This is a genomic window from Pseudidiomarina aestuarii, assembly GCF_003987355.1.
Taxonomy (GTDB): Bacteria; Pseudomonadota; Gammaproteobacteria; order Enterobacterales; family Alteromonadaceae; genus Pseudidiomarina; species Pseudidiomarina aestuarii.
In genome coordinates this window covers 471,832-487,431 of record NZ_PIPR01000001.1, presented here as the reverse complement: position 1 = coordinate 487,431, position 15,600 = coordinate 471,832, and the positions used below count along the sequence as shown (strand labels likewise).

The following is a 15,600-nucleotide window of genomic DNA, read 5'->3' as shown; positions in this document are numbered from 1 at the left end:
GTACAAGACAATTTCATCGTAGTCTATGCACATCATTGCGGAATAAAGGGTTGTCATGGAAGTAATACATCACGGAGGCCAACGCACAGTCACTGGTTCTTGTCACGAGTTCCGTTACGCACGTGGTCGTGCTGTCCTTATTGACTGTGGCCTCTTGCAGGAAGGTGATTCTTCCGATGAGGCGCAAAGTATCGACTTTGCGATTGATGATATCGAAGCACTTGTCGTTACCCATTCTCATTTAGACCATGTTGGTCGGATTCCATGGCTACTGGCTGCAGGCTTCCGTAAACCTATTTTCTGTACCACGGCAACTGCCGAACTGCTGCCACTCATATTGAGCGATGCCATCAAAATTGGCATCACACGTGATCGGCGCGTTATTGAGGGTCTGCTGGATCTATTGCAAGAATTGATTCGCCCCTTGAAATACGATCAGTGGCTCAGTATCAGTGATGACTTAATGATTCGGTTTCGACAAGCAGGACACATTCTTGGTTCTGCTTATGTTGAATGCGAAGTCGGTGGCGAGCGAATTGTTTTTTCTGGCGATATCGGCTGTAAGAACACACCACTTTTACCCGACCCCACCCCGTTAGAGAAGGCCGATTGGTTATTTCTAGAAAGTACCTATGGAAATCGTTTACATGAACCAAGACGTGATCGAACGAGTCGTTTGAGCCAAGTTATTCAGCGCAGCGTCGAGAACAAAGGCGCGGTATTAATACCAGCATTTAGTATTGGGCGCACGCAAGAGTTGCTCTATGACATCGAACAGATCATTGATGAACTTCAACGGCAACCCAATGAGAAATATGAATTCCCAGTTGTCGTACTGGATTCGCCGTTGGCAGCAGCCGTAACTGAGCGTTATGCCAAATTAAAGGCGCTCTGGGATGAAGAAGCAAAGGAGCGTATTGCGAAAGGTCGACACCCATTAGACTTCTCGCAGCTGGTGACCATTACGAGTCATGCTGATCATGAACGTTTAATCAATCGGCTCCGCACCACAGGTGAACCAGTCATCATTATTGCTGGTGCTGGAATGTGCACCGGTGGACGGATCGTCAACTATCTAGAAGCATTGCTACCCGACGCTCGCACTGATGTTGTGTTTGTCGGTTACCAAGCCTACGGTACGCCAGGATATCAGATACAGATGTTCGGTCCGTTAGGAGGTTATGTTGAACTGAATGGTGAGCGCGTTATCGTGAATGCACAGATTCACACCTTAGGAGGCTACTCCGCTCACGCCGATCAGCAAGAATTACTCGACTTTGTTGGGAGTGCTGAAGGTCGGGTCAAACGAGTTCGTCTGACACACGGTGATCCTGCTGTGCAAAAAATATTAGCGCAAAAAATTACGGAGCAGTTTGAGATCCCAGTCGATGCGATTGAATAAGCAGAAACAATTCAGCTGTTGCACGCGCATCCGCTAGCGCTCGGTGATGATTGGTCAAATCAATGTCATAGGCCTCACACAGAGCGCTCAGTCGATAGGAACTTAGCTTCGCTAGATGTTTGCGTGCCAGTTGGACCGTGCAAAGCTTTGGCATACGAAAGGTTCTTCCCAAGCGCTCAAACTCACGTCGAATAAAACCATAATCAAAATTCACATTATGCGCGACAAAAATCGCTCCCTCACATAATGCTAAAAAGGTGTCAACTTGTTCCGCGAACAAGGGTGCATCGGCAACCATCTCATTTGAAATACCGGTGAGTTGAGTGATGGCATGGGGGATGCGTCGCTCTGGATTAATCAGTTGACTCCACTGTGCAACAATTTCGCCCTGCTCTATCCGCACCACTGCCACCTCAGTGATTCGATGATAATCACGTCCGCCACCGGTAGTTTCGACGTCAATCACAACATAAGGTTGCTCGCTATCGATTTGCCAAAGAATGGGCCGAATGCCCACGGTGAAGCCAATTGCACGCAGATGCTGAATCATTCGTGCTTGATTGCGTCGCAATTGATCGCCTGGTGCTTTAACCTCCTCGAGAAAGAAGCCGTTAGCTCTTTTACCGAGCAAATCTGGGTAGCCATCGGTAAAAGCAAAATAGTCTTTGCACATGGCTCTGAGGTGATTTTCTAGCGCGGGCGCCGGTGCTTGCATCAATACTGTCAACTGTCGCAGTAAATCAGAGTGCCAATGAAATAAATTGGTCACCCGCCCGTAGTGCACAGTAAATTGTTTTTGGATGTGCCGAAAAGCCTGTTGGGATTGCGAAAAGTACTGTAATTGTTGCTCAATTTCGGTTTGCATGACGGCATAAAATTCCCCCGTTTGGAGTAAGCGCGGGGTACGGTCGAATTCGCTCACAAATCCGCCTTGTGGCGACTCCATCAACTCCGACCAGAAATATAAAGCGAACAGAGCTCGCCAAACATTATTTTCGCCGTGAAAGCAGTGTGCGCCATGCCGCTCGTGCCATGCTACGACCCCCTGTTCCACATTCCCTCGATAAGCTTCGTCTACGGGTATTTCTGGTAAGGCGTCGCGCAGCAAATCTGTCAAAATACTGGTGCGTTTACCACCCACTTTGCGGGCGACGAAATCTTCCGCGAACAATGCCAGGCTGTCATCAAGCGGATCACGAATAATCGCCTCAGCCAGCGCAATAGCGCGCTCTTGTTCTCCGCATTGATACAATAGCCGAACTGCTTGTTCCTGAGCTTTGGGATGTGCAGTCGCTTCCCACACGTCACACGCAAGCGCCGGATCACTATCTTTGATAGCCTCGCCCCACCGAAATCGACAACTGAGTGCCAGACGCTCCGCACGCGGCCCGATTGGTGTTGGCCAGGTATCAATGTCATCAAAAGCAGCAAGTGCCAAAGTGGAGTCAGCCAGCTGCTGGCGCAATTCACTGTAATAGAGCGCTGATTCGGCAGCTTCGATGGTTTCAAAACGCAGTAAGCTCTCGGAATTCACATGCGCTTCTTCATGGGTCGGACGGATCCCTAAATCACGCAATGAAAATTGCTTAAAATCGGTCTCAGTGCGACCAAAATATATGAAGAGAAGATAGCGTATCCGAGCGGCTACTGGGTCGGCTAAAGCGACAAATTCTGATGTGATTGCTGCACTCTGTAATTGGTTCAGAGTGAGCGCCTGACAAGCGGCTATCCAATGCGCTTTTGCTGCACTGAAGGGAAGATTGCGTGAATTTGATGATGAGACTTCAACATAGATCCGTTGCAGTTCAGCTTTGGTCAGGGTGTGCAAAAAGCTCTGCAACTTACTGCTTGTGAGTGTTGCTGAGGCTGTCACCACCCACTGCTGTTGCTCAAGTACTGATAAAGCACCTTTCCAGTTTGTCAGTTCAGAATAATTAAGCGATGCGCGACGAACCCAAGGTTGGCTCCGATTCACGAGTCTTACCACTAGAGCCTGCTGTTCTTTGGCTAATGCTTGAAAAGCATTCAAGAACGTCCGGTCGGTTTCCCTCAGTAGGTCCGCAGATTTCGTCTTTAAATGTGATAAAAACTCATGGAAATGAGTCAAATAGTAGAAGTCTGGCAGGTTCGCGCGCATGTAACCACTTCACTTAACGGTTCACTGTTCTCTTTTCACAATACACTATTCACTATCAGCGATGTTTATATTGCGTCGAGCAGTAACCTCGGTCAACAGCTGGAGAACGGAGTTTTTGATGTTTGGTCGCGCGTCCGGTTACGCGGGCTCGCCATAACTTGAATGAGCTCGGTTTTAAATGCGCTCGCATGAACCGAATTACATCGGGTTCACCCAATCCGTATAAGGATTCAATAGCTTCAAAGGGGGTTCTGTCCTCCCACGCCATTTCAATAATTCGGGAGGTGTCCTCGGCAGAGAATGTTGGCATTGCCATCGTTTATCCTTGTGCTATTTCAGTCGCAACTGCTATTACCTACGACAGCAGTATCAGTGGGGATCAAACTGGTAGCACTGCGGAGAGCGGACAATCAAAAGCGCGTGTCATCCTCACATGGAACACCATTTTGATTTCCGTCCATTCGGGTATCGGGGCAAAAATGATGAAAATATTCCGCTTCATCACGAGAATTCATCTGACTACAATACCGACGGCCATCACATTCAAAGCGATCGTCAGGCTGTGGCTTCTTCTGAGCCACTAGTTTTGCTGCAATTTCCTCCAACGCGGGCGGCGACTCCCACGACCAACCGTGCTGCGTATGCGCATATTTATAGGCAGCACCCAGAAGAATAGCGGTCAATACTAACTTACGAATCATGCATACAAGCCCTCTTGGAATCAAAAAGATTGTATGCCGTTTATATCAATATACAAGTAAAGATATTGTAAATTATTGACCGCTTAGCTTCCTGCAAGCACTACTTTTCAAACTTTACTGCAGTTCCGTAGGCCAACAGTTCTGCTGCCCCATGTGCGAGCATCGAGGTTGAAAAACGCACTCCGATAACCGCATCCGCTCCGAGCTCACGAGCTTCCGCTGCCATTCTGTCTAAAGCTTGTTCACGGCTCTCCCCTAATAACTTGGTGTAGTCATGTATCTCGCCGCCAACAATATTACGAAAAACTGCTAAAATATCGCGCCCAATGTGACGAGCTCGTATCGTATTTCCTCGCACCAAGCCCAAATGTTCTTGAATGACTTTCCCTGCGACTTGTTCTGTCGTAACTAGTATTATCGAACTCATAGCTGTACTCGCTTATATCGGTCAGTTTTCGCTGCAATCAAACGTTGCCGCGCGACACTGAGAAAAAGAACAATCAAACCCAACCAAAACCCACTGACTACCCATTTAACCCAGACAGGTACGCCGGTATCGAGCCAAAAAACATAAGCTCCATAGGCACTCAGTGGCAAAATGGTGATGAGTAATAGCAACCAACCGAAACGTTGCATCCATAGACTGGGTTTATCATTGACTATAGCCATAACGCGCTCCTTATCGGTGATTTGCGGCAGTTCACTGCGCAACGCACCTTGAATAGCAGTGAGGTCGGTCAACTGCTGCTGACATGACGGGCAACTCGCCAAATGAATGCGAACTTGCTGACTTTCCTGCTGGGTAAGTTCTTCATCAAGGTAACCTGATAAGAGTGGCTCTATAGCCCCGCATGAATACGGTAACTGCTGACTCATTACGATTCTCCCATTCGACTTACGATGACGGCTTTTAATGCCAATCGAGCACGATGCAAACTCGACATTACGGTACCCGCCGGTATGTTGAGAATCGCTGCAATATCCCCATAACTGCACTCATTCAGTTCACGCAACACCAGCAGTTCTCGCTGCTCAGATGGTAATTCGGCAAGAGCACTGAGTACCGATGCCCGCAATTGCGTTTGTTCTAAACAACGTTCAGGATCGGTCGCTCGTGGTGCCGCGACCTGATCAAGAATTTGTTCATCAACTTCAGAATGAGAACCTCGAATACGGTCAATACAACGATTCCGAACGACCCGCAACAACCAAGGTTTCAGCGAATCGCTCACTGCCGGGAAATGGTTCGTTTGCAAAGCATGAATGGTCACTTCCTGCAGTACATCTTCAGCAGCCGCGCTATCTTTGAGTAGATGACGGGCATAACTCAGCGCTGCAGGAAGAAAAGGCAACAAATCAGAATGACGCTGATGAATCATATCGTTCTTCTCCGTTGCCTAGGTGGACATTCATTCGTGCTCAATAGAGAGACGAGTGAGAATTGGAATTTATTCCAATTTTCCAGAAAAATTTAGTCGTCGGTCAAAAATCCACCCGACTGATGTTGCCAAAGCTGAGCATAGATGCCGTTTTGCTCCAATAATTCTGCGTGTGTACCCTGTTCAACTATCTGTCCTTCATCTAGCACAATGAGTCGATCCATGGCTGCAATCGTCGACAAGCGATGGGCGATGGCTATAACCGTTTTCCCTTCCATCAGTCGATACAAGTTCTCTTGAATCGCCGCTTCAACTTCAGAGTCCAAGGCGGAAGTAGCTTCATCCAAAATCAAAATTGGTGCATCTTTCAACATCACGCGGGCAATGGCAATACGCTGTCGTTGCCCACCAGAAAGTTTCACACCGCGCTCACCGACATGCGCGTCATAGCCCTGCCGTCCTTTTGCATCAGTGAGTTCGGGTATAAAAATGTCTGCTTCAGCACGCTGTGCGGCCTCTTCAATCATCGCATCGGTTGCGTCAGGTCTGCCATAAGCAATGTTACCTCGCACCGAGCGATGCAAGAGTGATGTATCTTGAGTCACCATACCAATATTACGGCGCAGACTTTCCTGCGAAATCATTGCGATATCTTGGCCGTCGATAAGAATTTTACCACTTTGTAAATCATAGAACCTCAGCAATATATTCACGAGCGTCGACTTGCCGGCGCCAGAACGTCCCACCAAACCGATTTTTTCACCGGCTTTGATGGTTAAATTGAAGTTCTTCAAAACTGGCTTATCGGCTGAGTAAAAGAAGTTCACGTTATCAAAATGAACCGCTCCAGCGGTCACACTCAGATCTTTCGCATTCGGTTTATCTTCAATCAGCCGCGGCACCGATACGGTTTGCATCCCATCTTGCACCGTTCCAATGTTTTCGAATAACGCCGAAACTTCCCACATAATCCATTGGCTCATGCCCCACAGACGCAAGACTAAGCTCAAAGCGACCGCGATAGCACCCACACTGATCGCGTTTTCTAACCACAGTTGTATCGCTAAGTATCCTACTGAAAATAATAAGAAAGAATTTAATAGGTAAAGCAGAACATATAACTTTGTAACTAGCCGCATTTGTTTATGCACGGTCGTTAAAAAATGACTCATCCCCTCTTGTGCATATGAGCTCTCGCGTTGCGCATGTGAGAAAAGCTTAACGGTTTGAATATTGGTATAGCTATCGACAATTCGACCGGTCATCAATGAACGAGCATCAGCTTGCGCTTCCGCCACCTTCCCCAACCTTGGAACAAAATATCTTAGTAATGAGATATAGAATGCCAACCACACCAATAGCGGCACTGCCAGACGCCAATCGGCCGAAGCAACAATCAAGACGGTACCGATAAAGTACACGCTGACATAATTCAGTACATCGACCAATTTAATTACGACTTCACGAACCGCCAATGCGGTTTGCATGAGCTTGGTAGCGATACGACCAGCAAATTCATCTTGGTAAAAGCTGATCGATTGGTTGAGAAGATAGTTATGGACCAACCAACGAATACGCATCGGGTAGTTTCCCAGCAACGTTTGTGATGTCACTAATGAATGCAGAATGACGAATAATGGCAATGCAATAAGGATTAGTGCCGCCATGCCGATTAAAGCCCACTTTTGGTCCGCAACAAACGTCTCGCGCGATTGCACCGATAACCAATCAACAATATTTCCGATAAAGCTGAATAACCAAACCTCTGTGATGGCAATCAACACCATCAGCAGGCCTGCACAGATAATGTATGGCCAGGCTCCGCGGGTGTAATGCAAACAAAACGACACCAAACCACGAGGCGGTTGTTCGAGTGACACGGGTGGGAACGGATCAAGACGTTGCTCGAACCAGCGGTACAACCTTTTGAACATAGAGATTCCAGTAAAGTGAAACGTGACCAGAGGCTTAGTATAAAGAAAACGGCGCACAACACCTATTGATGATCTAGACTTTAGTCGAATGGGGCTTCACGCTGTTCTCCAGTAGTATACGGAGGCTAAAACTTTTCTTCTATAACGCTTGTAGCAGCACAAAAGGATACCATCCATGAATGCTATTTTGCTGATGTTACTCGGACTCGGTGCCATGTTTCTTGGTTATGTGTTTTACTCAAAATTCATAGCCGAAAAAATATTTAAACTGGATCCAAATTTCCGCACACCGGCGCATGAATTTAATGACGGTGTAGATTTTGTCCCAACCAATAAGTACGTCCTCTGGGGACATCACTTTACCTCTGTTGCTGGCGCTGCGCCTATCATCGGCCCCGCTATTGCCGTTATTTGGGGGTGGGTACCTGCCTTTTTATGGGTGGTATTCGGTACTATCTTCTTTGCTGGTGTTCACGATGCAGGCGCTATTTGGGCGAGTAACCGTAACAAAGCACGCTCAATCGGTGCATTGACCGGTGATATCGTCGGTAAACGGTCACAAACGCTGTTTATGATCGTTATTTTCCTCGTGCTATTGATGGTGAATGCTGTTTTCGCTACTGCCATCTCTGGGCTACTAATTAACTTCCCAAGTTCTGTGGTGCCCGTGTGGGGGGCGATTTTCGTTGCGCTCATAATCGGTCAGTTCATTTTCCGCAAATGGATGAATTTGGGCACCGTTTCAATCATTGGTGTTATTGCCTTGTACGCGCTGATTTGGGCGGGACCATCAGTACCTATTGAACTCCCTCAGAGTTTCCTTGGCGTATCTGACAATGCACAGTGGATCTTAGTGCTGTTCTTTTACGCAGCGATTGCCTCGTTGCTTCCGGTCTGGGTGCTACTGCAACCACGTGACTACATCAATGGACTGCAACTGTTCATTGGCTTGATTTTGGTCTACTCCGCCGTTCTCATCAGTGGCCCGGAACTCGTTGCTCCAGCGTTCAATAACAATACTCCGGAGGGGACGCCCTCCATGGTGCCACTGCTGTTTGTGACGATTGCCTGTGGCGCTATTTCTGGCTTTCACGGCCTGGTTGCATCAGGCACGACATCTAAGCAGTTAGATAAAGAAACAGACCTGCGTTTTGTGGGCTATTTCGGTGCTATTGGTGAGGGCTCTCTATCCTTAGCAACCATTATTGCGGCAACCGCTGGTTTCGCCACGCTGGCTGACTGGCAGGCTGTTTATCATAGCTTTGGTCAAGGTGGTGTCGCTGCGTTTGTGCAAGGCGGCGCTAATATCCTCCAAAACGGGATTGGCCTGAATGTTGATATTGCACAAACGCTACTCACGGTAATGGCCGTGTTATTCGCAGGTACCACTATGGACACCGGTCTACGTCTACAACGCTATATCTTCCAAGAGTGGGGCCATATCTATAACATCAAGTGGATGGAGAAAGCAGCTCCAGCTACCCTCCTCGCCGTCGGTTCATGCTTATTGCTGGCCTTTGGTGCGGGTGGTGCTGATGGTGCCGGTGGCCTACTTATTTGGCCATTATTTGGTACCACTAACCAATTACTCGCTGGCTTAACGCTACTGGTAATCACGACTATTTTGGTCAAACTCGGACGGCCGATGTACTTTACGCTGATTCCACTGTTGTTCTTATTGGTGATGACCATTTACGCGTTACTTATTCAATTGATGGGCTTCTACCAAAAATCAGATTGGTTCCTTTTCGGTCTCGATTTAGTCGTACTGATCGCTGCGATTTGGATTGCGTTAGAATCAGCCGCAACCTTAACTAAGTTGCGTCGGGAGCGAAATCAAGCATGAAAATAAAAGCTATCCGCAGTTGGTTTGCACAAGCCAATGCTTATGCGACGGAGGTGTACAATGCGCCTTACCGTGCTGCGATAGCGCGCGCAAAGCGGGATGAGGACGATTTGTTCATGATGTTAGTATTTTCTGAACTCATGGGCGTACCGAATCCTGCTTCTTACTACACATTAGAGCTCCAGCCGTTATTGCTGGAGCGCTTTCATGAATGGCATCAACGAATGGGCATGGAACACTCGCCACTTGATCACTTTCGTTGTTGCTAGCTATCCAAGTTGTCATTATTGAGTGCTCATGTTCAAACAAAAAGTAGTTTTTATCGGTGGTAAGGGAGGCGTTGGTAAAACGACCCTGTCATCGGCACTAGCTTTACGATGTCAGCAACGTGGCGAGCGTGTACTGATCATCTCTACTGATCCTGCACATAGCCTAGCCGATGCGTTCGCGCAGCCAATCGGTGACGAAATTAAGACGCTAATACCGGGCTTAGATGCATTAGAAATTAATCCTGACCATGAGGTCATTGCCCATGTTGAGCGGGTAACGAAATCGATGAAGCGTTTCGCGCGTCCAGATATGTTTGCAGAGATTGAACGGCAAATGCGCTTAACTCAACAATCGCCAGGAGCTCAAGAAGCTGCTCTCCTCGAGCGTATCGCAACCTTAGTGGACGAAGCGCCGCAACACTATGACCGTATGATATTCGATACAGCTCCCACTGGGCATACTCTGCGACTGCTCACGCTACCGGAAGCTATGGCGGCATGGACGCAAGGACTATTACGGCATGATTCTCAGTCACAGCAACTGCAAGGTGTTTTGGATCATCTCAGTCCAAAAGCGGGAAAAGATATCAGTAACCCCTTTAGCGATGCGCGCAAACACAGTGTTTCGAATGTTGACCAGCGCACCGCTGACATCACTGCAACGTTACTGTCGCGGCAGCGACTATTTCACCGTACTCGCCACATTCTGACCGATGCTCAACAGACCGCGTTATTTTTTGTGTTAACCCCAGAAAAGTTACCGATTCTAGAGACCGGACGCGCAGTTGCTGCGTTACAAAAAGAACACTTGCCGATTCAAGGCTTATTTATTAATCGTAACCTTCCCGCTCACGCCGATGGGGATTTTTTGGCGCAAAGACGACAACAAGAAGCTATTTATAGAGAAGAAATTGAAGCTCAGTTCCGTACGTTGAGTCGCTATTACATTCCCTTGTTGCCGACTGACATCAACGGTTTTGACGGACTGAATCGAGTTATTCCACACCTGCCGTGGTGAAGAGTTAACTCCCCATCCAAATCCATGTCAGCGCGCTTAACCCAATTATGGCAAGTACCCAGCCAGCCCGTTGACTATAGCGTTGCCACAATTCCAAGATTTTGTCTCCAAACCAATACACGAGCAGCGCTAAACCATAGTAACGAATACCTCGCGCAATAATGGCTGCAATGATAAATAGCCAATACGGGTAGCCCGTACTCCCGGCACTGAGCATACCTACCTGAAAAGGAATAGGAGTGATTCCTACCAACAACAGCAATCCAAAGCCTTGCTCCTGAAAGCGCTCTGAAAAGCTCGCAAACGCGTCTTCATAACCCAATACGTGTAGCAACCATTGACCAACGTCATCAAAAAACCAAAAACCGACAAAATAACCAATGGTGGCGCCGACTAGGCAGCCCGCTAAAGTGGCCGTACTAATAGCCCACAAACGATGTTGCTGACTCAGTAACAAAGGGATCAGGATCAACTCGAGCGGAATTGGAACAATGATAGATTCCAATAACGACAATACGAAGATCAGCCACAAAACATGATTTGATTCCGCTAAGCGGGCCAACCAACGATTAGCCCGCTTGTCATGGGTTTGTTGCACGTTTCAACCTATTGTTTACTCGCCGAAGGCGCCCGCCGGTCCGGGGAAGACGACGGGACTCTCAAAACCGTCTTTACTCACGCTCGCAACACCGAAAAAGTAGTTATCAATAACGATATTTTCGAGAGTGTATTCGTTCACATCACCGACGTCACGACTGAATTCCCAGTTAGGCGCATCGGTATGGCGCCAGTAGACTCGGTAACCCGCAATGTGGTCTTGCTCAGCAGCGGTCGCGGTGCGCCACTTTAAGGTGGTATTCGCAGTCACAGCACCTGAAATCGATACCTCTGCGGGGGGACTCGGTGCCCAAGCCATGCTAGCGAGTGATACTGCATTCAAGGCGGTCAGTTTCGCTGCATAATCAAAATCAACACCGTCGATGGTATCACCATAGGCAATTCCGTCTTCCACTCGAAGATCTTGATGTTGGCGATTATAGTTCTCGTACGTTTCCATGATACGAACACCCGGATACCCTAAGTCGTTAAACGGGCGATGATGTCCACCGCGAGCAAACCGGTCTAGCCGATAAATCACCATAGTATCCAGATTTGGAATATACCGGTCGGCCATCCAATCAATGTAGCGCGCCAGATTGCGGCTTGGCGAATCAACCTCACCACCGGTAAAACGACGACGGCGTACATCATCTGCGGTCTCGTCTTGGCGTGTTCCCTCAGCGAAAATACGTGCTGTGGTGTTATTGATGACGCCATTGATTCCCTCAATATTTCCGATCATATCGTTATTGAGAACGGCCTTAATTCGCCAGCCGTCGGCTTGCGCTTGTTCTGCCATGATACGACCGCCAAATAATCCCTGTTCTTCGCCAGCTAGAGCAGCATAAACAATGCTTCCAGCAAATTCATATTGGCTCAGGACCCGAGCGGCCTCAAGCGTTCCGGCTACACCACTGGCGTTGTCGTTGGCTCCCGGCGCATCATCGGTGTAGTTCATCACGTCAGAGACACGCGAATCTATATCGCCTGACATAATGACGTAGCGATCTGGATCAACCGTTCCTCGTTGAACGGCAATCACACTAACAACCTCTACTGGCTCAGGGATTCGCGCTTCGCCCTCAATCACCCGTGATTGGTAATATACTTCAAGACAGCCACCACAAGCGGCTGAAATCTTATCGAACTCAGCTTTAATCCATCGCCGTGCTGCACCAATACCTCGCGTCTCTGACTCGGTTTCCGATAACGTGTGACGTGTACCAAAACTCACCAACGTCTCAATATCTTGTTCAATACGCTCAGCGGATACCGACCCCGCTATGGCGTGCAGTGCTTGTTGGTCACGGTATTCAACATCGGCGAGTGCACTGACTGAGAGCGTTGCAACTACACTCAACAGGCCTAATTGTTTGATTCGGTTCATAGGTATTGTTCTCTTATATTGGTACCAAAATGATGAGTTCATTTGTTCATTTCAGCATCTAAATGGGTGCGACTGAAGTACTATAGAGTGAAGCAACCATTTGGATCAAAATTAAGCGCTGAAGTGCTTTATTTCAACGAGGAGAGAACCATGCGAGCAGTTGGTTATCAACAATCATTACCCTACACCGATAAGTTGGCCTTGCAAGATATCGAGATCTCTCGGCCAATTTGTGGTGATCATGACGTTCTTGTGCGAGTTCGCGGGATCGGTTTGAATCCAGTGGACACCAAAATTCGGCAGCGCAAGGAAGCTGCTGCAGGTGAATATGTTGTGTTGGGGTGGGACGCGGCAGGCACGATTGTCGACTGCGGCTCACAAGTGACTAATTTCAAGGTTGGTGATGAGGTTTGGTACGCAGGTGCAGTCAATCGAGATGGCTGTAATGCCGAGTATCAAAGCGTCGATTCACGTCTCATTAGCGCGCGTCCAACGACACTCAGCGCTGCTGATGCGGCTGCTATGCCCCTTACCTTTCTTACTGCATGGGAGTTACTTTTTGATCGACTCCAACTCGATAAGGACGCGCCAAATGTGCTGTTAATTACTGGCGCCGCGGGCGGCGTCGGCTCAGCACTCATCCAACTCACCAAAGCACTGACTCGCACCACTGTGATTGCGACCGCATCACGCGCTGAAACAAAACAGTGGGTTAAACAGTTAGGTGCTGACATTATTATTAATCACCATCAAACGCTGGCTCCCCAACTAAAAGAGTACGACATCAATGATGTCACTCATGTCGCAAGCTTGACGCACACTGAACAACATTTTGAGCAATTAGTGGAGTTACTCGAACCGCAAGGTCGATTGGCTTTGATTGATGACCCGAAAGATCCACTCCCAATCGGTTTAATGAAACAAAAGAGCTTATCGTTACACTGGGAATTTATGTTCACGCGTTCGTTGTTTACAACTAAGGATATTTCTAAACAAGGCGAAATTTTGGCTCAAGTAGCGAATTTAGTGGATACGGGAGCGATTCAAACGACCCGCTTCCAACACCTTGGCACGATCAGCGCTGAGACACTTCGTCAGGCGCACGGAACTCTGGAAGCACATCAGGCTATTGGTAAATTGGTGGTTGATGGCTATCCAGACTGACATTGTTGTGGTTCATAGCGGAGCGTAAACAAATGCCGTTCTTTTCTATCTTGGTAGCGAATTTCAACGTGGTCAGCATACTGACGGAAATACTCTAAACCAGGGTCTGAACAATAGAACCGCAACATCTGCGGTTCTATTTGTTCTTTTAGTTCATCCTCTTCGTACTGAAATTTGTCGATGTTAATTAGGCTGTAAACAAAGCGCATGCCATAGTTGACTACTTCTGCGCGCTCAAAACGCGTCTGTCGGTCCAATAACTTGGGTAAGTCCCGATTGAGCTGCCCGGAGCGCTCCAGCAAATTCTGATACAACTCGTTACGATTTCTCGCACTACTTTCAGCCAACCACTCGTCAACCAACAGAGCTAGGAATACGCCACAAACGATAACGGAGACGATTGTAATGATTAATTTTTTTGAAAATAACTGAACTGACATTGAAATCCATTCCCCAATCGTTGCTAGGTCGCGCTCACAACCAGAAAAAGTTGTGATCTCTCTTACAAACATTCATGTATGTATGTATAATTAGAGGCTGTACTGAGACTGTTGAAAACGCTGTTTAGATGCGGCTCACGAACAGTCTTCCATTGAACATGAAGAGGTAACTACATGCAACTACGCACTCCTGCTTCGCTGATCGCACTTGCGATAGCGGCATCCCTTTCACTGACTGCTTGCAGTGACAACGGTGATGCAACTCAATCGTCACAACAACAAGCACCGCAAGAAGTGGGTATTGTGACAATTGAGCGGCAAAACGTAGCGGTATCAAATGCATTACCTGGTCGCGTCACAGCCTTTCGTGTAGCTGAAGTAAGACCTCAGGTCAGCGGCATTTTGCAGACACAACAATTTGAAGGCGGTACGAACGTGACTGCCGGCCAATCGCTCTATCAAATCGACCCGGCACTATTTCGGGCTCAACTCCAAAGTGCGGAAGCTGCGCTCGCTCGCGCACAAGCTGAAGTCACGAATTCCAAAGCTCGCTTTGAACGCGTTCGTGAACTGATTGAAGACAAATCGATTAGCCAACAAGACTTTGACGAGGCGCAAGCTGCATTCTTGCAAGCACAAGCAAACTTGAAAGTTGCCGAAGCCAATGTCACTCGAGCACAATTGGATTTGGACTACACCGAAGTCAAAGCCCCCATCAACGGCCGCATTGGACGTTCATTAATCACCCCTGGCGCATTGGTTCAAACAGGTCAAGCGCAACCGCTGACCTATATCCATCAGTTAGATCCCATTTATGTCGATATTGCGCAAAGCAGCGACGAATATATGGCACTGCAGCAACAAATTCGTAGTGGTGCTATTGCTGTCGACGAAAATAACCGCGCCGAGGTGAGTGTCACGCTGGCGGGTATGACAGACCAACCGATAACAGGTGAGTTGTTGTTTAATGAAGCCACCGTAGACCCACAAACAAGTTCAATTACTCTACGTGCGCGGTTTGAAAACCCAGATCACCTCCTGTTACCAGGCATGTTTGTGACAGCAAATGTTAGCAGTGGCGAACTTCGTGATGCGATTCTCGCGCCACAACAAGGTGTGACTCGTGATCCGCGCGGCCGCGCTACGGTCATGATCGTGAATGCGGAAGGTAAAGCTGAAACTCGTTACATTGAGGTGAGTCGCACTATCGGTAGTAACTGGCTGGTAACCGATGGTCTTGTCGCTGGCGATCAGGTCATTGTTGATGGACTACAAAAAATTCAACCTGGTGCTCAGGTCTCTACGGTAAAAGTGGATTTATAA

General features: G+C 48.0%; 16 protein-coding genes. 6 read left to right on the top strand and 10 right to left on the bottom strand.

Going from position 1 to position 15,600, the window contains the following annotated elements:
- The first annotated feature begins 55 nt into the window (after positions 1 to 55).
- Complete coding sequence (locus CWE22_RS02215) at positions 56 to 1,402, top strand: MBL fold metallo-hydrolase RNA specificity domain-containing protein (RefSeq protein ID WP_169929761.1); 1,347 nt, start codon at positions 56 to 58, stop codon at positions 1,400 to 1,402.
- On the opposite strand, the gene CWE22_RS02210 is transcribed toward CWE22_RS02215, so the two are convergent.
- The 7 genes from CWE22_RS02210 to CWE22_RS02180 all read right to left on the bottom strand — a co-directional run bounded on the left by CWE22_RS02210 (position 1,362) and on the right by CWE22_RS02180 (position 7,541).
- Positions 1,362 to 3,539 (bottom strand): exonuclease domain-containing protein, encoded by a 2,178-nt coding sequence (locus CWE22_RS02210; RefSeq protein WP_169929760.1) that lies wholly within the window; start codon positions 3,537 to 3,539, stop codon positions 1,362 to 1,364. The two genes, CWE22_RS02215 and CWE22_RS02210, sit on opposite strands and share 41 nt — an antisense overlap.
- A gap of 55 nt (positions 3,540 to 3,594) precedes the next feature.
- Positions 3,595 to 3,855 carry a TIGR03643 family protein gene (locus CWE22_RS02205; protein WP_420821019.1) on the bottom strand — a complete coding sequence of 87 codons (261 nt, stop codon included), beginning with the start codon at positions 3,853 to 3,855 and terminating at the stop codon, positions 3,595 to 3,597.
- A 94-nt stretch (positions 3,856 to 3,949) separates the two neighbouring features.
- The gene (locus CWE22_RS02200; RefSeq protein WP_169929759.1) at positions 3,950 to 4,240 is read right to left on the bottom strand and encodes an excalibur calcium-binding domain-containing protein; all 291 of its coding nucleotides are present in this window, start codon (positions 4,238 to 4,240) and stop codon (positions 3,950 to 3,952) included.
- A gap of 100 nt (positions 4,241 to 4,340) precedes the next feature.
- Positions 4,341 to 4,667: a YbjQ family protein gene (locus tag CWE22_RS02195; RefSeq protein WP_169929758.1), complete on the bottom strand. Its 327-nt coding sequence runs from the start codon at positions 4,665 to 4,667 to the stop codon at positions 4,341 to 4,343.
- The gene (locus CWE22_RS02190) at positions 4,664 to 5,116 is read right to left on the bottom strand and encodes an anti-sigma factor family protein (protein ID WP_169929757.1); all 453 of its coding nucleotides are present in this window, start codon (positions 5,114 to 5,116) and stop codon (positions 4,664 to 4,666) included. Before CWE22_RS02190 ends, CWE22_RS02195 begins: the two co-directional genes overlap by 4 nt.
- Positions 5,116 to 5,619 (bottom strand): RNA polymerase sigma factor, encoded by a 504-nt coding sequence (locus CWE22_RS02185; protein ID WP_169929756.1) that lies wholly within the window; start codon positions 5,617 to 5,619, stop codon positions 5,116 to 5,118. The genes CWE22_RS02190 and CWE22_RS02185 overlap by 1 nt, the downstream gene beginning before the upstream one ends.
- 92 nt (positions 5,620 to 5,711) lie before the next feature.
- Positions 5,712 to 7,541, bottom strand: coding sequence for an ABC transporter ATP-binding protein (locus CWE22_RS02180; RefSeq protein ID WP_169930997.1), 1,830 nt, complete (start codon positions 7,539 to 7,541; stop codon positions 5,712 to 5,714).
- 187 nt (positions 7,542 to 7,728) lie between these two features.
- Here CWE22_RS02180 and CWE22_RS02175 point away from each other — a divergent pair, with 187 nt between their 5' ends.
- The 3 genes from CWE22_RS02175 to CWE22_RS02165 are packed head-to-tail and all read left to right on the top strand — an operon-like array spanning position 7,729 to position 10,686.
- Positions 7,729 to 9,399 carry a carbon starvation CstA family protein gene (locus CWE22_RS02175; protein WP_169929755.1) on the top strand — a complete coding sequence of 557 codons (1,671 nt, stop codon included), beginning with the start codon at positions 7,729 to 7,731 and terminating at the stop codon, positions 9,397 to 9,399.
- Positions 9,396 to 9,668: a cory-CC-star protein gene (locus CWE22_RS02170; protein WP_169929754.1), complete on the top strand. Its 273-nt coding sequence runs from the start codon at positions 9,396 to 9,398 to the stop codon at positions 9,666 to 9,668. The genes CWE22_RS02175 and CWE22_RS02170 overlap by 4 nt, the downstream gene beginning before the upstream one ends.
- Positions 9,669 to 9,696: 28 nt before the next feature.
- A complete protein-coding gene (locus tag CWE22_RS02165) occupies positions 9,697 to 10,686 on the top strand; it encodes an ArsA family ATPase (protein WP_338052899.1) in 990 nt (329 codons plus the stop codon).
- Between the two features lie 4 nt (positions 10,687 to 10,690).
- On the opposite strand, the gene CWE22_RS02160 is transcribed toward CWE22_RS02165, so the two are convergent.
- Positions 10,691 to 11,284, bottom strand: coding sequence for a YqaA family protein (locus CWE22_RS02160; RefSeq protein ID WP_211618591.1), 594 nt, complete (start codon positions 11,282 to 11,284; stop codon positions 10,691 to 10,693).
- Positions 11,285 to 11,299: 15 nt separating this feature from the next.
- Positions 11,300 to 12,673 (bottom strand): M28 family metallopeptidase, encoded by a 1,374-nt coding sequence (locus tag CWE22_RS02155; RefSeq protein WP_169929752.1) that lies wholly within the window; start codon positions 12,671 to 12,673, stop codon positions 11,300 to 11,302.
- A 150-nt stretch (positions 12,674 to 12,823) separates the two neighbouring features.
- Here CWE22_RS02155 and CWE22_RS02150 point away from each other — a divergent pair, with 150 nt between their 5' ends.
- On the top strand, positions 12,824 to 13,837 hold the full coding sequence (locus CWE22_RS02150) for a zinc-binding alcohol dehydrogenase family protein (RefSeq protein WP_169929751.1): 1,014 nt from the start codon (positions 12,824 to 12,826) through the stop codon (positions 13,835 to 13,837).
- Here CWE22_RS02150 and CWE22_RS02145 read toward each other — a convergent pair.
- A complete protein-coding gene (locus CWE22_RS02145) occupies positions 13,825 to 14,277 on the bottom strand; it encodes a hypothetical protein (protein ID WP_169929750.1) in 453 nt (150 codons plus the stop codon). The genes CWE22_RS02150 and CWE22_RS02145 overlap by 13 nt on opposite strands.
- A 174-nt stretch (positions 14,278 to 14,451) precedes the next feature.
- Here CWE22_RS02145 and CWE22_RS02140 point away from each other — a divergent pair, with 174 nt between their 5' ends.
- Positions 14,452 to 15,600 (top strand): efflux RND transporter periplasmic adaptor subunit, encoded by a 1,149-nt coding sequence (locus CWE22_RS02140; RefSeq protein ID WP_169929749.1) that lies wholly within the window; start codon positions 14,452 to 14,454, stop codon positions 15,598 to 15,600.